The sequence below is a fragment of the Siphonobacter sp. SORGH_AS_1065 genome (assembly GCF_030818595.1).
In the GTDB taxonomy this organism is placed as follows: domain Bacteria; phylum Bacteroidota; class Bacteroidia; order Cytophagales; family Spirosomataceae; genus Siphonobacter.
On the sequence record NZ_JAUTAM010000004.1, the window covers coordinates 4084596 to 4103801 of the forward strand.

The window sequence follows — 19206 nt, forward strand, 5'->3', positions numbered from 1 at the left end:
TCCTCTTAATACAGAAAAGTATAAATCCAGTAATTCTCTTTGAAGATTTTCTCTATCTATCAAATCAGATCTCTTAATTAAAAAATCAATTGCCCGATTGTGCCCTACGGCTCCTTCCCTAGATTCCTTATTTATCTACCATTCAAGAGCTGATTCCTGACTAATGACTCCTGGTTAATTATTAATTTAAGTATTTAAGTATATCCTTATTATTCACTTTTTAAATCTTAGTATTTTACTTAAAGTAACCGTACTTGGTGTTTGAATAGATCCCATATATCCCTCTCAAATCTTAATGAAAGTTAAAAGTCTAACTTATTCCGAATATTTCGGAATAATCAACTATATTTCGGATGTAATCGGATTATCATTTATCTCACTTATACCTTGTCACTTATGAAAAACAGCAAAATCCTAATTCTCTCTGCTACTCTACTGTCATTATTAGGGGCGAGTAGCTGTAGTAAACGCTCTGAAGTTGTTCCTACTTCTCAAGAAAAAGTTATCAAAATCGGCGAAACCACCAGTCTTTCTTCGAAAGGAAATAGGATAAAAATTAATGGATTGGATAAAAATGTAGTTATCCTGGTCAATGACAAAGTTTGGTCTAAAGAAAAATTAGAAAAAGATTTAACTACTGATCAAATTAGTTCAGTTGAAGTTTTCAAAAAAACTCCTGATAATTTCATTCAGAAGAATTTTGGGGATGATCCCGAAATTCTCAGCAAAGCAAAAAATGGAGTTCTACATATTACAACTAAGGATCAAGTTAAAATCAAGTCCTCGGGTAAAACGCCAATCATTCTTGTCAATGGCAAAGAAGTAACCCAAGATCAAATGAATGCTATTGACCCTAATACCATTGAAAAAGTAAATGTTTTAAAGGGCGAACAAGCTTTAAGCCAATACGGTGAAAAAGCAAAAGATGGCGTTGTTGTGATTACTTTAAAAAAGTAGCCGATCAGTAAAACTTATCTTCATCCTCTGTTTTTTGAAATCGATACAGGTAAGGTGCTTTATGAGCCTTACCTGTATATTTTTTTTCAATACGTTCCAGAATTTCAAGACTCAGCATTTTTCGCTGAAAGTTGGTCCGCAGCAACGTTTTTCCTAAAATTGTTTCGTAAGCTTTTTGTAATTCAGCGATGGTAAATATTTCGGGTAATAAATTAAAAACCAGCCACTTTTGGTCTAACTGCAATCGCAAAGTTTCCAGAGCTTTTTTTACCATCAGGCTATGGTCCATCATGAGAGAAGGTAACTCGTTAATGTCAATCCAATCACAGGAATCAGAAATTTCATCTGTGGTGAGAACGACTTTTGAAAAATCAACCAAGGCATAAAAGCCAACGGAGATAAAACGTTTTTCTAACCACTCGGGAACGTCCCGTTTATTTGCTTCCGCCCACTCCCTTTGCATCTTTACCTCTCCCCTTTCCCGCTGACCAAACGTGTAAAATTGTTCGAGATATACTTCGGTCAATCCGGTTCTTTCCATTAATACCCGCTGAGCCGCCTCGTTCAAATCTTCATCCTGCCGGATAAATCCGCCCGGTAAAGCAAAAAAATCCGAGTTTTTAAAACGCAAAACCAGCACTTTTAACTGACTGGCATGAAAGCCAAAGATGACACAGTCGAGCGAAAGTTGAGGAATGTAAGGATTTTCTAAACTCATAATCTCTCTAATAAACGCCTTTTTATACAATTTTTTCAAGAATACGTCTAAAAGATTGGATAATGAAATTTCTAGACCGATTATTGTATCCTGATGATACAATAAGTGATTTTCATATTGATCTGAGAATAATTAGTATCAATAACCCGATGAAAACGCTCATTAAAATCCGATAAACCTAGTATAAAATTTCAACGAATCACGCACATGAAGCGAAAACGAACCTATCAGCGGATCGCCTTGTTAGGTCCATTGGCTATGGCCATTGGGTTAGCCTCATTTATTTCGAGGGATCAGGTCCCTCAGGAAAAACCGGATGAAAGTCGGTTCACTCCCGTAGTTGTGGCAGAGGACCTCGACGAACCCATGTCTTTTGAAGTATTGAAAGATGGCTCTGCGTATATCATAGAACGTAAGGGAGCTGTGAAGCGATACAACCCAGCAACGAAATCGGTAGATCTGCTTGGCACACTCGAAGTGAATACCAAGTATACCAGTGCAGAAGGGAAAGTTTCAGAGGCTGAAGAAGGGCTGATGGGAATGACACTGGATCCCAACTTTACGAAAAATCACTGGATCTATTTGTTCTACGCCCACCCTACCGAACACAAGCATTTGCTTACTCGCTGGATAGTCGAAGAGGATGGTTTGAAAGAGGGTTCAGAAAAAGTCATGCTGGAAATTCCAACGCAACGCGAAGTCTGCTGTCACACCGGTGGTGGCATGACCTGGGATAAAGCGGGTAACCTTTTTCTGACCGTGGGTAATAATACGGGAAATCAGAAAGCGGCCCAAACCGACGAGCGTCCGGGTCGGGCCAGTTGGGATGATCAGGGACATGCGGGTAACACGAATGACCTTCGCGGAAAAATCCTTCGCATTCACCCCGAGGCCAATGGAACATACACCATTCCCGAAGGAAACTTATTCCCAAAAGGCACGGCTAAAACACGTCCCGAAATTTACTCGATGGGGCACCGAAATCCCTGGAGAATTTCTATCGACAGTAAAACGGGTTATATCTACTGGGGTGAAGTTGGTCCAGATGCAACGGAGGATTCAGAAATTGGACCTCGCGGTTATGACGAATTGAACCAGGCCCGCAAGCCAGGTAACTTCGGCTGGCCCTGGTTTGTAGGTGATAATCAGGCCTTTCCGGTTTACGATTATGCCGCTAACAAACCTCTTGAGAAAAAAGACCCCAATCATCCAGTCAATAACTCTCCCAATAATACGGGCTTAACCGAGTTACCTCCGGTTGCTCCAAACTTCATTTACTATCCTTACGGGGTTTCGGAAAAATTCCCACTGGTGGGAACGGGTTCCCGAAGTGCAACGGGTGGACAGGTATATCGGCAGGCTGATTTCAAAGGAGCCAAACGCCCCTGGCCCGCTTACTACGAAGGTAAATGGATCGTTACTGATTTTTCCCGTGGATGGATTATGGCCATTACTATGAATGAGGCTGGAGACTATCAATCCATGGAGCGGGTGCTGCCCAGTTACCCTCCTATCGAACCCATTGATATGAAGTTTGGACCCGACGGAGATTTATACGTACTGGAATACGGTAGCAACTGGTTCCGGAAAAGCGATAACTCCAAACTGGTTCGTATCGAATATAATAGCGGAAACCGTAAACCCATTGTTCAGGCTTCGGCTAGTAAAAAAGGGGGCACCGTTCCTTTGAAGTTAACACTCTCGGCGGATGGCACTAAAGATTATGACGGTGATGCTCTCAAGTATCAGTGGAAAGTAACGGCTCCGGGTAGTACGCCTAAAGTTTTCAACACGGCCAATCCCGCCTTAACCCTTGATAAGGCCGGAGTTTATACGGCGTCATTAACCGTAACGGACTCCAAAGGAGCCGCCAACACGAAGTCGGTAAAAATTATTGCGGGTAATGAGCCCCCCGCAGTGAACATTGCACTGACCGGAAACAAAACATTCTTCTTCCCCAACAAAGCCATTGAGTATACGGTGAATGTAGAGGATAAAGAAGATGGCAATTTGGCCAGCGGCAAAATTCCTGCCGACCGGGTGGCTTTGAGTATTGACTATACTTCGGAGGGTTTTGATTACGCAGAAGTAATTCAGGGACAACGGACTGTCGATGCGAACACGCAATACGCGGTAGCTCAGACTCTTATCAGTCAGAGTGACTGCAAAGTTTGCCATCAGATTAATAGCAAGTCGGTAGGTCCAAGCTTCACCGATATTGCAACCAAGTACAAAGGTAATGGTGGAGTCAAAGCTCAGTTGGTTCAGAAAATTCGGAACGGTGGTGTTGGCGTTTGGGGCGAAGTAGCCATGCCTGGCCACCCCGCCATGTCCGTTGCGGATGCCAATTTGCTGGTTGATTATATTCTGAACGTGACGACCAAGAAATTCAGTACCTTACCCATGCAGGGAAAAATCACACCTACCATTCCCGAAGGAGATAATGAAAAGGGCTCCGTTCTGGTTCGGGTAGCGTATACTGATCGGGGTAATAATCTGAATGCCAAGGCTATTCCCTCTCAAACGTCTGAACAACTCATCGTTTTGCGTAGTCCTGAAATGAATGCTTCTTCAGCCGATGCCGTGAAAGGTGCGGAATTGAAAGCGAGAGGTATGGGCAAAGGGATCAATGTTATTCCTTACGCAAACTCAGTAGTTACGTATAAAAACATTGACCTTACGGGCGTGAAGAAAATGGATCTGGGAATCACCGTTCAGGATCGGGAAGGTAATGTGGGTGGTACCGTCGAAATTCATACAGACTCTCCTTCGGGTCCACTCATTGGTGAAGCGAAACTGAAAAAAGACGCTCCCGTTGATATTGAAAAGTACATGGCGGAACTGGAGTCTGGCGATTCTACAAAAGTGGCAGCGGCGAAAAAACGGAATCCTTTTTATCGTCCACCCGTTCGGGTAAAACTGAAAGAGACCAATGGAATCAAGGATTTGTATTTGGTCTTCAAGAACGAGGAGGCCAAAGCAATCCAGCCGTTGATGACTTTTTCAAGTCTCCGATTTTTAGACTAGTCATCTGACCATCCCCTCAGCAAAAAGCTCTGTCATGCGTGCATGGCAGAGCTTTTTGTTTAAGGAATATTTTCTAGATGGTTCTACTTTTTTATAAACTACCCAAAGAAGAAATCATGGAAATACTGGAAGCCATTACCGACTTTGCCCGAAAAGCCCACGAAGGCCAACGCCGAAAATTTGTTGATGAACCCTATCTAAATCATTTAGTTCGGGTTAGTGAAATTTGTAAAGAGGTTACATCCGAGTTACCCATCATCGCAGCCGCCCTTTTGCATGACCTGCTGGAAGATACGGAAGTTACCTCCGAAGAATTGTCTGCATTTTTGTCACAGCGGTTCAGCCCGGAGGAAACCCGCCAGACGTTAAAATGGGTACACGAACTAACGGATGTATATACGCACGCCGACTATCCCAAGTGGAATCGCGACAAACGAAAAACCAAAGAAGCCGAACGTTTAGGAAAAATAAGTGCGACGGCTCAGACTATCAAATATGCTGATATTCTGGACAATAGTCTGGATATTATGAAGTCAGGCTCAGGATTTGCTCCGAGGTATTTGATCGAAGCAAAGATGAATCTGGAAAAAATGAATCGGGGAAATAAAGAGCTCTATAAAAAAGCGAAAGAGGCGGTGTCAGAAGGGTTGCGAAAAGTTAGAGGTAGGTAATATCATTTGATTTTTCGTAACGCCCTCAAAAGAGCCCTTAAACTACTCTTTTCTTATCGCTTTGAAAAACGGTACTGAATGGCTCGCTGCTTCTTGGGTTAAGTCAAACGCATCAGTATATCTTATACCTAAGTAATTAGTTTCATTCGTTTAGGAAAGAAAACCCGAAATCGGGAATTTCCTTCCTAATAGATAATGAGTTAAGGTTGTATTTTTCCTTCGATTGAATCGTCCAGCGTTTTGCCTACCAAAGCTCCGGCGACGGTTTTAATAAAGGCAACGGCATTACCGTGTTTATTATCCCAATAATATCCTTCTGTCGGATCTACTCTAATAGCCGTAATGCGAGGATCGTCCTCACCTTCTGTAAACCAGGTTTTTAGAATGGGTTCCCAGAGTTCTTTGATGGTAGCTTTGTCTTTTGAAATGGTAGCATTTCCATACAAACTTAAAAAGTCAGAATATGAAGACCCCTGAAATAACAACTGAACTTTGTGGTCAGTCTGAATCTCCGCATTTTTATGACTGTCGTCCGCACTTAAAAACCAGAGGCTTCCATCCTCTTCTATCTTCTGCACAGACATGGGCCGAACGTGCAAAGGCTCGTTGGTTTGAATGTCCGTAATGAAGAAGCAGGTTTTATTTTTATCAACTAACTCCTTAATTTTCTCACTGGCTTCCGCTCCGATGAGGTTTTCTCTATTCTTTTCGGGTTGTTGCTGATTAATGCTGTCCATGATTTATTCTAGTTATACGTTTATTACTTCTATAAGTATAAAGATTGTTCCACCCTTACTAGAGTCTCAGATTTTAGGCATCACTGTCGCTTTCAACTATTGATCTTGAACTATCATTTATTGATAGATATTTACACTAATACTTACTTAAAAACCCTAATTAATAGCTTATCAAGTATCCATAAAATCCTTTTAAAATAGGAATCATATTAACTTTATAGTACTACAATAACTCCTATTTCTCGTTATTCTATATCCTTTTTATCTAACTATTCTTAAATACAATAATTATTCAAATCATATTATGAAGAGAGCTAATTTACTTTATGAGCTATAGGCTATCGCATTAGTTAATGAAAATTATTACTTCTTAAAAACTGTATGAAATAAAGAGGCTGCCTTTTCCTCGGGTTAAGATGACTCCGATCTGTCACCCAGAGCGAAGCGAAGGACCTTTTTGACTTTGCGAACGCATCTGGATTATCATTTAACAAATTCCCGCAGTCGCTCGGCTCTAGCCGAGTGACTAAATGGCTAGAGGCCTCAGGCCGGTAGAATGCAAACCCTTGGCTAGTCAGAAAACGATTTTCCTAAACGAAACATATTTGCTAACACTGGAGAGGCCTACCAAACTATTGTGTCACTCAACTCTAGCCAAGCGACGGTGAGGAGCTAACTTAATAACCCCAAATCCGTCCCATGGCTACCGAAGGTCTCTTCGTTCGAGATGACTGTGGGGGGTAACTACTGGTGCGAGATTTCATCTCGTTGCTAAGATGATGGCAGGTTCCACCTACCCCGCCAGTATTCAAGCCTATCCTCTCGAAATTCAGTAACACGGTATAATGATGAATCGGCACGATCCTTTATCTCGTAGATATTTAAAGCTCAACTTCTAATCATTTGACTTATGAAATACTTCGTGCTTGCTCTGGTACTGATTTGGGGAAGTTATAATCATACTGATGCTCAGCAAGTAGCCAACTATTCTACGGGTACACCTGGTCATGATACTTATGAAGAATTTTCTTTCTGGGCAAGAAATAATCAACGATCCACTATTGATTATACCTACGGAGCGAACCGGAAAAGTTTGCGATTAACGTATTTGGGGAAAGGGAAGCTTCCGCACTCCTTTCAGGTAAAATTTCCGAATCAGTTAGTTTTGACTCTTATCCCAAACGGGAATACCTTACTAGTTAAAGATTCCAAAGGAACGTACAACAAGGTATTTACCTGGAAATATGAAGGTCCGGTCGATGGCATTGGTACTTTCTGCACTCCCTGTGCCAAAGATGAAGCGGCTGCCATGAAGATTATAAATCGCTATTATATTCAGAAATAATTTACTTTAAAAGCAAGGTTTCATTCCTACTCTAATCAACGGAAGATTACCATTTTAGAGAATGAATAAATTTATAATTACTTAATTTTAAAATGAATTTTACCACCTTCTCTCTTAATACAGAGAGTAAATTTTATAGCATATAAAAATAAAACCCCATCCTTTATGAATATATGATTTGAATTAAATCCAGCAATAAGGTTAATAAAATTCAACTGAATTTTCGTGCATTATTATAACTAAACAAACCGTTATTAGAATCATATGAATTTAGTTACCTCATGGTATTCATACATTTTTAACGTTATCTATCACACCAAAAATCCCTTGTTATTATTTTTGAAGTAATAACAAGGGATTTTCACCATAAGAAAAACTACCGACCACCCGGCCCGGTACTTCCACCCACGCTAGTTACCAAACTACTCATGGTGAAGGTCGAAACCTCGGTTCCTTTTTGATAGGTTCCGCTCGTGTAAAGTCCATTCAAGTTCGTGCCACCTGTTACGCTTCCGCCGGTATATATTTTATAACTTTGAGCATTTTTGAGTTTAGGACTTGAAAACATCATCGTTGCGTACGTCCGGGGAATCTGGAAAGTCAATGCCTCTACTCCATCAGTTGATTCAATATGTATAAGTTGATTCAGAGTACCCCCGCCTACTATTACAGCAGCCTGGGTACTTACGGAAGCTGTTGGCATACTCGTGGCTCCACCAATCCCCACCAGAATACCTCCGGTGATTTTAAAAGTGTTGCGATCACAGTCAAACCCTTCCTCGGGTGAACCAGCCCCAACCGATATAATTTTACCTCCCGTCACCGTTAGCTTTCCATTTGAATCAATCCCATCGTTCGATGTACTATATACGTACAAATTTCCTCCGTTGATGTAAATGAATGTTCCTGCATTGATCCCATCATCAGACGTTTTGATGGTAAACTCCCCGTTATTAATGGTTAGTACACTTTTACTTTCAATTCCCTCGCCGGCGGAAGAGTTGATCACAAAGGTTCCTCCGTTAATGGTCAGGTAAGGGTCAATCGTGGTATCGGTATCATAGCTGGCCGCGATTCCTTTGTCGGCTACGTTAATCGTAAATGTTCCGTCATTAATAACGATATATCCTTCCTCACACTGAATGCCATCCCCAGCGGTTGTCATGGTAAGCGTTCCGCCATCAGCAATGAATGCGTCGTTGGTATGAATTCCGTCAGACGCCGCCGAAGGAATGATAATTGTGCCACTAATCACCCGAACATAGTCATCACTGCAAATGGCGTGTTTATAGTTTCCCTTGATAGTTACACTCCCATTTCCACTAAAAATTAATTGGCCTTCACTAAAAAAAGTGGCTTTCCTGTCTTCCGTATCACTGGCCGTATACGTTACTCCGTCAGTCAGGCTATTGGTGGTATTATCCGCCAGAACAATAAAAGCCCGTTTGCTCGACTGAATGTTAATGGCCGGACCATCATTATTCGTCAGATTAACCCCATTTAGGGTTAACTTGAATTTTTTGTCACTATATACTTTTAATGAGCCATTTGTCGAAGTACCACTAATGACGTAGGCAACTTCCGAAACGGTTGAGTTTACCACTACATCTCCGTTACTTTCGGTAACCGTAACTCCCTTCCCGGCCAGGGGGTTATCAACCGTAATGGTGTTGCCGTAGGTAATGGTAACCGTAGAAGTAAACGTAGCATTAGCTAGTAAATCATCAGGGTTTTCGGCCTTGCCCGTGTTTCCTTCAATGGCCGTCGAGATCGTTGAAACACTATCAATGGAAACGCTGGCCCCCTTAGAAGCATCCTCTACTGTTTCATTATCCTTCGAACAGGAGGCCAGCATTAGCAGGCTTATTAAGATCAGGATTAACTGGCCCCGAAAGGCTAAAGGTGTGTTTTCCCGGTTGGAATACTTCATTGGCTAAACTGTTTATTGGCGTTCATATTGGCAGTAATTCACCCGAAAGTCGGGGAATACTTACCTTTACGCAGCCCAAAACCATTGCGTGGCAAAACAGTCAGCGAAGAAGCCTTTTTAACTAATCCGTTTGAAAAGGAAGGTCAAAATCCGGGGGATACCCGTTCGATCATCATCATCGAAATACTCATTTAGGCTGACTATCTCAAAACCATGATTGCTGGCCGCCTGGGTAAATTCAGAAATATGGTGCGTGAAACAAGTTACCACCTGCGTCCCCTCGGCGGTTTCAAACCGGGCTTTTGATCCTGAATATTGCTTGAACGGGTGTAATTCACCTATGTATAAGTACCCGCCTTTCGTAAGAGCATGGGCTAATTTTTCAAAAATCAGATCCAGATTTTCGATGTGTTCCAGAACCAGACTAAACGTAACCAGCTCATTCGGCTGCTTAATAAAATTCCAGTCTTCCGTTAAATCGGCCTGATAAAATTCTACTTTGTCGGAAGTAACTTTGGTCTTTGCCTGAGCCAGCATTTCCTCCGAAAAATCGACTGAGGTTAAATGCTTCGTTTTTTCAACCAGCCATTCGGTGTTTTTTCCCGTACCGCAGCCGAGTTCTAAAATGGAGTTGAAAGAAAAATCGCATAACGTTTCCCGTAAAGATAACGCTTCGAGGTCACGGGTTTTATTCTCGTTGGTATCGTACTGAATCGACCAATGGTTGTAAGCTTCTTTAACATTCATGACTATTCAAATTTTAATAATTCCTGGTAAGGATTACCTTCCAAAGCTAATAGTTTTGCAAAAGCTGGTTCGGTTTTTATGCCTTGTTTTTTTAATGTAATGATTTCCTGACGAAAGTCTTCACCCCGCTCCTGGAGGATTTTGTACTCAATAATCATATGCCGATAACCCAGTTGCTGACGCGTCGGTATGTGCTGACCAAAGACTTCGAGTTCAAAGCTATCGATCCGAAAACTGGCGACAACCGCTTCACTTTCCAATCGGTTATTATCCCAGATTTTGAAGTCTTTTTCGGATTGAAAAAGCCGGGTAACGGTTTCTCTAAATTCCTGTTGTTCGGTAAAGCAACAAATCACATCCAGATCGCTATTTTCAATATCAATTGCCAGGGGAATGGTACCCACCAGCAAGGGATCATAAGCCGACAATTTCTCAAAAATCTGGTATGTACTTAAAACCTGATACGCTTTCTTTTGTCGATTATTCCCACTTTTCAGGTATTCAATCGTTTCAAAATTCATAGGCAGCCGAGCTATGCTGCAAAGCTACGGGATTCTTAAAAACAAAAACAGGTTGCCCGTTACCGAACAACCTGTTTTCATACTTTCGAAATAAATACTCCTTATTGGGGATTTTGAACAACCACTCCGTTTGAGTTATTGATTTCATCCTGAGGAATCAGGAATTGCCATCTGATATCGTTGGCAGGAACATCAAATACGCCGTTGTTATACGAAGCATTGTGGTTACCTCCGTTACGATTCAGAGGGGAAGCCGTACGCTTCAAATCGTAAAAACGGAAGCCTTCACCCCAAAGTTCAGCCCGACGTTGGGTCATGATTTCATCAATCAGATCAGCACCCGTTTTCGTTGACTTCACGTACTGAGGATCACGGTTTACAGCCAAAGTGTATAGGGCATCCGCAGCACCTGCGTTATTACCTGCCCGAGCTAATGCTTCTGCTTCAATCAGGTACATCTCAGCCGCCCGCATGTAAGGCACATCCCCAATACTTAAGGTAGGGTCTGCTACACGGAATTTTCTGGACTGATACGCGAAACGCTGGAAGTTAGACGCGGGTAAGGGGAAATCCGTGGTGTTTTTTCCGGTCGGATCCCATAACTGCTTACGGATATCGGTCGATGCAATTTTAGTATACAACGCAGAGTTGATCAACTTGGGAGTTGAGCGAATTGCTGTTGAGTTAAAATTGATGGACATGTACGCAAAGAACGAATAGAAGTAATTCGTTTGGTCCGCTACAATACGTGAACCCCACATCCACTCTGGGTTTTCGTAGTTGTTGAAACCACCCAGATACTGAGCATTGCTCATCAAGGTATAACCCGATCTGGCTTCTTTAGCAAACTGAGCTGCCGTAGCGTAATCCTGCTGAGCTAAAGCAATACGAGCTTTGATACCTTTGGCGATATTAATGTTAAAGTGAGACTTGTTAGGTCGGCTATATCCATCAAAAAGAGTGATGGCATCATTAATATCCGTATTGATCTGAGCGTACACCTGAGCAACCGTACTTCGGGGAGTAGGTTCAGTTTTTGGCTCTAATACCAAAGGAACGGCTAAGCTGCTGTTTGCTCCACCCGCTACGTAACGCTCTCCGAACAGTTGAACCATTTGGAAGTAAGCCCAGCTACGGTACGTCAAAGCTTCCGCTTTAATTGCTTTCTTATCAGCATCCGTTCCTTCCGTTTTATCCACATTCGCAATAATCATATTGGCGTTACGGATAATTACGAAATAGAACGTATAGTTATAAAAGTTGATAGAGCTGGAAGGGTTCCGGTGAGAAATCCAGCGGTATTCACTTAATAACCAGCTATTAGAAGCATTAGGGAATACCATGTCATCTCCCATGGCTTCCATGTATAACATGTTCCCGGACTGTCCACCCTGAGACTGAGTACTAAAGATTTGGGAATACATCAAACGGTGGATACCATTGACCGCAGCCCATGCATTTTTAGTAGTGGTAAAAACCCCTTCCGTAGCGATCTGATCGGTGGGAGCTGTTTCCAGAAAATCTTTATCACAAGAAGTAAGGGACCCTGCTAACATCAATCCCAGTACTCCTCTTTTCAGTATATTTTTCATTTTTAAATGCTAAATTTTAAGAACTGACTAGAAACCAAGTCTTGCACCGATTGAAAGTACACGGTTGAAGTTATAGGTGTTATCAACGGTACCGTTGAATGATCCTGTCACGTTCATACCCTTTCTAGCAGAGAATAAACCTAAATTTTCTCCTGAAGCGTACACACTTGCCGTTTTCGCTCCGATGCTGGTTAACCAGGTAGCAGGAATAGCATAGCTAAGGGTTACGTTGTTCAGTTGCAGATACGAAGCATCCGTTAAGTAACGTGTACTGGCACCAGTCAAGTTGGCAATGTTTCCATTATCAAAGCGGGGAACATTTGTTACGTCACCCGGATTCTGCCAGCGTTTCAGTGCGTCTACGTGCATGGCCGTTCCGTAAGTACCTCCGTGCATCAGTGACGCATAACCACCATCGTAAACTTTACCACCCACCTGATACGTAAATACTAAGCTCAGGGTTAAACCTTTATAAGAAAGGTTATGATTCATAGAACCGTAGAACTTAGGAATAGACGAGAAACCGGTGTAACGATAGTTCGCTTCTGAGATAACAGTAGTCAATGTATCACTTCCTACAACTTTAGCATTGGCTGTCATCATATTGGTTTTGTAACGAGACTGACCCGTTTCTGAATCTACACCAGCAAATTCACGCATGTAGAAATCATAAATCGAGTGGCCTACGCTATATCCCTTCGTTCCTGATTGAATCAGTCGCTGCGTTTCAGGCATTTTCGTGATTTGGTTTTTAAACGTAGTTACGTTCAAAGTTGCCGAATACTTGAAGTCCTGATTTCTAACGATATCACCCGTTAACTGGAACTCAAAACCACGGTTGTACAGGTTACCAATATTCCGGTTCACGGAGAAACCTCCACTGGTGGTACCACCGTTTGATAAGGGCAGAGGTACACTGAAGATCAATCCATCCGTTACACGGTTGAAGAATTCAACACTACCTGAAAGGCGGTTTTTGAATAAGCTAAAGTCAACGCCCAAATCAAAGTTCTTACCCGTTTCCCAGGTTAACTGACTGTTGGCAATCGTCGCCTGCGTAATGCCAGGTTCAGCAACGTTGTTCACAGCCAGGTTATACAGGGCCTGGTAAGGATATAAACCAAGCGTAGAACCTAAGTTGTCATTACCAACAACCCCGTAAGAAGCTCTCAGTTTTAACATTTCAACCCAGTTCACACCTTTCAGAAAATCTTCTTTCTCGATGTTGTAAGCTCCACCTACAGACCAGAAGCTAGCCCAACGTACATCACGAGCGAACTTAGAGTTACCATCCCGACGAATCGAAGCATTCAGAATGTACTTCTTATCGAAATCGTAGCTGGCACGAGCAAAGTAACTTTCAATACCGTAGTTATCTTCATAAGAAGAAGCATTCAATACCGTAGCAAAGTTAGGTAACTCCGTAATGCCGTTTACGATAATACCTGAACGAGCACTCACCAGATAGTTATACTTGTAAGAGTAACTTTCGTGACCACCCAGGATATTCAGGTTATGCTTACCAAACGATTTATCGTATTCCAGTAATTGGTTGAACGTCGTTGCAGTGGTGCGGTACATATAATGATACGCACGACCCGCAGGAGCTCCGTCACCAATAATAGGGTTATCAAACGTACGACGGTGTCTGTCCTGTAAGTCAAAGCTCAGATTAGAAGTAGCTTTGAAGCCGGGGAACAGATTAAACGTAACGTAGGTACGACCGCCCACTACTCCGACAACATCCTGACGATTATTCAGTTGGTTTTCCCAGATAGCATGACGACCGCTTGAGTAAGGACGGCTATCACCTTGGTCATAAATCCGGTTACCGTTGGCGTCCAGCGTGTAATCACCCGTGGTAGCATCGTGCTTGTATACAGGATAGATAGGACCAATGAAACGGGTAAAGTAGAACGGGTTAACGAATGAAGTTCCTCCGTCAGGAGCAGCATCAATGTTCGCACGGCTGTAGCTACCATTTAAGTTAAAGCCTGTTTTGAACCATTTCATCGGTTGAGTATTCACACTTACTCGACCCGTGAAACGCTCGAAATCAGATTTCAACAGGTAACCTTCCTCTTTCGTATACCCAATCGAACCAAAGTAATCTGACTTGTCACTACCACCATCATAAGAAAGGTTGTAGTTCCGACGACTCTTGCCACCCTGTTGAACCGCTTTTTCCCAGTTCAGATCTTCGGGATATAACAATTGTGCATTAGGGTTCAATACACCATTCGCATCTACGATTGCATTGTTTGCCACGTTGAATGGGTTGTATTTCAGCAGATCGTAAACACCCGTATAGTTACGGTTATTGTAGGTAGTCAATTGACCCGCCGCGATTTGTCCGGCAATGTCACGGGGAATGGCTAATGACCCATACTGAAGGGTATTCCGCTGTACTTCCCACATTAAAGGATAATACTGCTGAGCACTTACTCTTTCGTATTCGGGAAGACCACGAGAAATAGCACCTACCGATGCATTGAAATTCAGATTACTACGGTTGCTTTTTCCTTTTTTCGTAGTGATCATCACTACCCCGTTCGATCCTCTTGAACCGTAAATGGCTGTAGTAGAAGCATCCTTTAACACGCTGATCGACTCAATGTCATCAGGGTTGATGTTTGAAGTATTACCCGTGTAAGGTACACCATCTACTACATATAGAGGTTCGTTGGAAGCTGAAATAGAGCCAAATCCACGAATCCGAATGGACGGAGCAGAACCAGGAGCTCCACCCGACTGGATCGTTTGCAGACCAGGAGCTGCACCCACCAGCGAGTTCAGGGCGTTAGAAACGGGACGGTTTTTGATTGCATCTGCATTAATCTGAGCGGATGCACCTACGTGCGTTTCTTTACTTACCGTACCGTACCCCACAACCATTACCTCGTTCAGAATTTTTGAGTCTTCCTTAAGGATAACGTTTACGTTAGTTTTGTTGGTTACGTCAACCTCTGTTGTTAAATAACCAATGTAACTAATTACTAACGTTTTTGAACCTTGTGGAACGATTACGGAGAATTGACCATTGGAATTGGTGACCGTTCCACGAGAGGTGCCTTTCACAGAAACACTCACGCCGGGTAGTGGCGTATTGGAATCCGATGAAGTAACAACCCCCTTCACTGTAGTCTGAGCATACAGATAACTTCCCGCTAAGAAGAGCAGCAGGAAACTCAATAGAGATTTACCCATGAATGAAGTGTGTTTTGATAAAAATAATGATTAAGGATAGGAAACAACTTTTAAAAGTAATATGACCACTTAATAAAAAAAAGTTGAATACGACTTTCTAATAAATTTCTAATAATTATCCTATTTTAATATAAGGTTAAGTTAGATTAATGCAATATTAAACAGAATAAACCATGGTGTATATTCGGCCAAGTCCCTTTTGGCACCAGGAATATTTCGTCGAACGTACGCTTTCAGGAAAGATTATTATACCCTCTGGGGGCTTAGCTATTTCACTAAATTGTCCTATACCGGGTTTATTCTTCACTCTTCCTTTGATGGCCCTTTCGGCTGAAGGCTTCTAAACTTTTTAAATAGTAGTTAGTTAACTATGCTTAAATCTAAAATAAGTACATACCCTAAAACTTATGATTATTAATTAAGTATAAAACAGAATTATATTTCGTGATACATCTATTATACAAAATATAGCCAAGCAGCACTAATACCAATAAATATATTGCATACTCAGAGCCCGAATGTATGCATTGCTGAGAGTCTGAATTGGTAGGACTCCAGTCAAAGTATTACTATCTCTCTCTCCAAAGTCCTTTAGATCAATTCAGTTGTTTTCATTAAGACATACTAAACTTCCTCACCCAAACCTAACCAGCTTGAAGTACCAATCCGCTAAGAAAGTAGTCCGTCCAGAGAGGGAATAGTCAATAAAAAGAAAGGTAGAAACCAACTCCCCTACCCTTCCTAATCTATCATTAGTGCTCGGGTAGACCATTTGCGGAATAAGGCTATACGCTTTCTTGTAAACTGCTCAACCTTCTGTGATCTGCTGCCTTTTTTTATCCCGATAAGCCCAGGCGGCCATCGCATTAATCACATCCTCTAGTTCTCGCCCGGCATCTGTTAATGTATAGGTAACGACCGGTGGAACAACGGGTTGAGCTTCCCGGATCAATAGCTTGTCTGCTTCCAATTGCTTCAGGTGTTGAATGAGCATTTTTTCGGTAATGTGCGGCATCGCCTTCCGAATCTCGCTGTAACGTTTGCTTCCGCTTAATAAGTGATACAAAATGATGGGCTTCCAATGGCCGCCAATCTTTTGCATTACATACGTAACCGGACATTCCTGCAAAACAATTTCCCGATTGGCATGATAAGTCGAAGCTTCTTTGATCTGTGTCATAGGTACATACTTTAGGGTAAGTACTTGTAAAAAAGTAAGTACAAAAATACCTTTGCCTCAACAAAAAACAAAAAACAATCATGAAATACTTGATTACAGGTTCTCTGGGAAACATTAGCTCCCCGCTCACTCAAACATTAGTTCAGGCTGGTCAGGACGTAACCGTTATTAGCAGCAATGCCGACAAAAAATCAGCTATCGAGGCTCTTGGGGCCAAGGCTGCCATTGGTTCGGTAGCCGACGAAGCTTTTCTAACCCAGGCTTTCCAGCAGGCTGATGCGGTTTACCTGATGATTCCGAATGATTTTTCGAAACCTGATTACCCAACGTTCCAGCGAAAAATTGCTGATTTGTACGTGAAAGCTCTTTCCAACAGTTCCATTCAATACGTAGTATTGTTAAGCAGTATCGGTGCTCACTTGCGAAAAGGGGCAGGCCCAATTGACGGGCTGGCTTATCTCGAAGAAAAACTACAGGAACTGACGGACCTTAATATTCAGGTGCTCCGCCCTTCGTATTTCTATTATAACCTTTTCAGCCTCGCCGGCTTAATTAAAAATGCAGGTATTGCGGGTAACAACTTTGGTAATACGGAGGAAAAACTGGTATTAACCCATACTTATGATATTGCCGATGTTGCGGCTGAAGAGTTACTGAAACATGATTTCGAGGGTTATCACATTCGTTACATTGCCAGTGACGAACGCCATCCGAGTGAAATCGCGGCAGTATTGGGTCAGTCAGTTGGAAAAGAAAATACCCCCTGGGTTCCCTTTACCGATGAACAATCGCGGGAAGGCATGTTGGCTGCTGGCGTTCCGCCCGTTTTCACCGAACTATACGTAGACATGGGTAAGGCCATTCGGGAAGGAAAACTTCAGGAAGATTACTGGAAGAACCGTCCGGTATTAGGAAAAGTTAAACTGGAAGATTTCGCCCAAGAATTTGCCGGGGCTTACCAGCAGGGATAAGATTAATCAAGGTCCTTACGAGCGATACGAATGCTTGTCATTGGGAGTCCGTGAGGTCTGTAGGATATACATTACTGCAACCTTACTGACTCCTTTTATTATTTTCTAACGAAATCCCTACCTGTCATTTTGAACAAAGAGAGACTTGAGCATTTGAGATCTCCTTCCCTGGTGGAAAGTACATCGAAACACCAGCTAGTTGTTTATTTTCGCAATAACGGCATACGATATACGTAATAATAAATTAGAAGACTTTGTCAATAGGCACTGTCAACTGTTGGTATGAAGCGTAGAGCCATTACTACTCCTTTCGACTTCATTGCCTCAGCTCTCTTGCCCAAAAGTCAGGAGGTTATGATCGGGATCTAGTAATGAAAACTCTTTTTGTCCCCAGGGTTTGGTTTCCAGGGGCATGCACTTAACTTTCTTCGCTAAAAGATATTCATACCATTCCTGAATCGTGTCGGTTCGAATATATACCTGACCATAGTTTTCAGTGGGATCTAAGGCTTTGAATTCAAAAAAGTGAATTTGCACAAGATCTTTCTCCAGCATCAGGTACCCATCATAATCCATTTTTCCGACTGAAGTGAAACCTAGAAGGTCAATGTAAAACTCCTTGGTAACGGCTTTGTCACGCATGGGAAGTTTAGGGTGTACAGTCGTAAGCATAGCGTTGCATTTAGATTTTTAGAATCATAAGTATTTACTTAAATACCACCTGGCTTATCAGTAAATACTTAACTATTTTTAGTGTTCTTACTTCGTGGCTTTCATTGCCTTCACCTTTTTAATTTTTTCATCGGAAACCAGTTGTTCGTATTCGGGTGATTCCAGGCCGTATACAGCCATTTTCCCTTCCTTATTACTATGTACGCCAAAACCATAGGTTTTAGTCAAGGGAGATGCCCGAAAACAAGGCTGACCTTTTGAGAAAAACTGTTCGCGGGCGGCTGAATAGTCAGCTTCTGCAATGGCATTCCTCTCAGCATATATCTGAAAAAGTACATCGTCCGAAGTATATTGATACGGATGTCCGGCAATTAGCTCGTATTGCAGATACGCAACCGTCTTTTTACCATTTTTACAAGGCGGCACCGTTCCCTGACTGGCTTTGGTGTCTTCCGCCACTTCAATGAAGGTATCGAAATAATTAGTACTATGAGTTTTCATGCCTGATTTCTGAAAGTTTCATACACAAGTGTCAAGCTAATGTATTGATTTTTCGCCTGTACTTTCATTCATCAAAAGCATTTTCCCTCCGAATCTTTGCAGAGGCAATATCCCCTATTATGTCCAAATTAGCTCATTGATCAAAAGACTCATTCACTTATTTCAACAAATAATGCACTAATAATCAATAGTTTATCAATAAATATAAAATAAGATGGTATAATTTATAAAAAAGTTTGTATCTTTGTATCAACAAACACCGCGGGATGGAGCAGTTGGCAGCTCGTTGGGCTCATAACCCAAAGGTCACAGGTTCGAGTCCTGTTCCCGCTACTCAGTAAAAAGGCAGTTACATGAAAATGTGACTGCCTTTTTTGATGCTTCTTTTTTAACCTGACACTCGTTCAATAATCGAAGCACGAAAATCAGT

The 19206-nt window shown here is 42.1% G+C and carries 15 protein-coding genes and 1 tRNA gene; 6 read left to right on the top strand and 10 right to left on the bottom strand.

Going from position 1 to position 19206, the window contains the following annotated elements; genetic code table 11:
• Positions 1–396 precede the first annotated feature (396 nt).
• On the top strand, positions 397–957 hold the full coding sequence (locus QE390_RS17705; protein WP_307143133.1) for a TonB-dependent receptor plug domain-containing protein: 561 nt from the start codon (positions 397–399) through the stop codon (positions 955–957).
• A gap of 4 nt (positions 958–961) precedes the next feature.
• Here QE390_RS17705 and QE390_RS17710 read toward each other — a convergent pair whose 3' ends face one another.
• Positions 962–1675, bottom strand: coding sequence for an NUDIX domain-containing protein (locus QE390_RS17710; protein ID WP_307143134.1), 714 nt, complete (start codon positions 1673–1675; stop codon positions 962–964).
• 207 nt (positions 1676–1882) lie between these two features.
• Here QE390_RS17710 and QE390_RS17715 point away from each other — a divergent pair, with 207 nt between their 5' ends.
• Both QE390_RS17715 and QE390_RS17720 read left to right on the top strand, forming a co-directional pair.
• Positions 1883–4702, top strand: coding sequence for a PQQ-dependent sugar dehydrogenase (locus QE390_RS17715; protein WP_307143135.1), 2820 nt, complete (start codon positions 1883–1885; stop codon positions 4700–4702).
• A gap of 77 nt (positions 4703–4779) precedes the next feature.
• Entirely contained in the window at positions 4780–5373 is a 594-nt protein-coding gene (locus tag QE390_RS17720; RefSeq protein ID WP_307143136.1) for an HD domain-containing protein, read from the top strand.
• A gap of 200 nt (positions 5374–5573) precedes the next feature.
• Here QE390_RS17720 and QE390_RS17725 read toward each other — a convergent pair whose 3' ends face one another.
• Complete coding sequence (locus QE390_RS17725; RefSeq protein ID WP_106634714.1) at positions 5574–6110, bottom strand: pyridoxamine 5'-phosphate oxidase family protein; 537 nt, start codon at positions 6108–6110, stop codon at positions 5574–5576.
• A gap of 910 nt (positions 6111–7020) precedes the next feature.
• Between QE390_RS17725 and QE390_RS17730 the strand changes: the two genes are divergently transcribed.
• Positions 7021–7455: a hypothetical protein gene (locus QE390_RS17730; protein ID WP_307143137.1), complete on the top strand. Its 435-nt coding sequence runs from the start codon at positions 7021–7023 to the stop codon at positions 7453–7455.
• 376 nt (positions 7456–7831) lie between these two features.
• Here the strand turns inward: QE390_RS17730 and QE390_RS17735 are convergent, their stop codons facing one another.
• From QE390_RS17735 to QE390_RS17760, 6 genes are all read right to left on the bottom strand, one after another.
• Positions 7832–9385, bottom strand: a complete 1554-nt coding sequence (locus QE390_RS17735) for a carbohydrate-binding domain-containing protein (RefSeq protein ID WP_307143138.1) — start codon at positions 9383–9385, stop codon at positions 7832–7834.
• Between the two features lie 117 nt (positions 9386–9502).
• Positions 9503–10132: a class I SAM-dependent methyltransferase gene (locus QE390_RS17740; RefSeq protein WP_307143139.1), complete on the bottom strand. Its 630-nt coding sequence runs from the start codon at positions 10130–10132 to the stop codon at positions 9503–9505.
• A gap of 2 nt (positions 10133–10134) precedes the next feature.
• Positions 10135–10653 carry a DUF4269 domain-containing protein gene (locus QE390_RS17745; protein WP_307143140.1) on the bottom strand — a complete coding sequence of 173 codons (519 nt, stop codon included), beginning with the start codon at positions 10651–10653 and terminating at the stop codon, positions 10135–10137.
• A 101-nt stretch (positions 10654–10754) separates the two neighbouring features.
• Complete coding sequence (locus tag QE390_RS17750; RefSeq protein WP_106634709.1) at positions 10755–12245, bottom strand: RagB/SusD family nutrient uptake outer membrane protein; 1491 nt, start codon at positions 12243–12245, stop codon at positions 10755–10757.
• A 27-nt stretch (positions 12246–12272) separates the two neighbouring features.
• Positions 12273–15452 carry a TonB-dependent receptor gene (locus tag QE390_RS17755; RefSeq protein WP_307143141.1) on the bottom strand — a complete coding sequence of 1060 codons (3180 nt, stop codon included), beginning with the start codon at positions 15450–15452 and terminating at the stop codon, positions 12273–12275.
• 808 nt (positions 15453–16260) lie between these two features.
• Positions 16261–16632 (bottom strand): helix-turn-helix domain-containing protein, encoded by a 372-nt coding sequence (locus QE390_RS17760; protein ID WP_307143142.1) that lies wholly within the window; start codon positions 16630–16632, stop codon positions 16261–16263.
• Between the two features lie 80 nt (positions 16633–16712).
• Here QE390_RS17760 and QE390_RS17765 point away from each other — a divergent pair, with 80 nt between their 5' ends.
• Entirely contained in the window at positions 16713–17603 is an 891-nt protein-coding gene (locus QE390_RS17765) for an NAD(P)H-binding protein (RefSeq protein WP_307143143.1), read from the top strand.
• A 324-nt stretch (positions 17604–17927) separates the two neighbouring features.
• On the opposite strand, the gene QE390_RS17770 is transcribed toward QE390_RS17765, so the two are convergent.
• Both QE390_RS17770 and QE390_RS17775 read right to left on the bottom strand, forming a co-directional pair.
• Positions 17928–18275, bottom strand: a complete 348-nt coding sequence (locus QE390_RS17770) for a VOC family protein (RefSeq protein ID WP_307143144.1) — start codon at positions 18273–18275, stop codon at positions 17928–17930.
• A gap of 87 nt (positions 18276–18362) precedes the next feature.
• Positions 18363–18776 carry a DUF6157 family protein gene (locus QE390_RS17775; protein WP_307143145.1) on the bottom strand — a complete coding sequence of 138 codons (414 nt, stop codon included), beginning with the start codon at positions 18774–18776 and terminating at the stop codon, positions 18363–18365.
• Between the two features lie 260 nt (positions 18777–19036).
• Between QE390_RS17775 and QE390_RS17780 the strand changes: the two genes are divergently transcribed.
• A tRNA-Met gene (locus QE390_RS17780) sits at positions 19037–19109 on the top strand.
• Positions 19110–19206 lie beyond the last annotated feature (97 nt).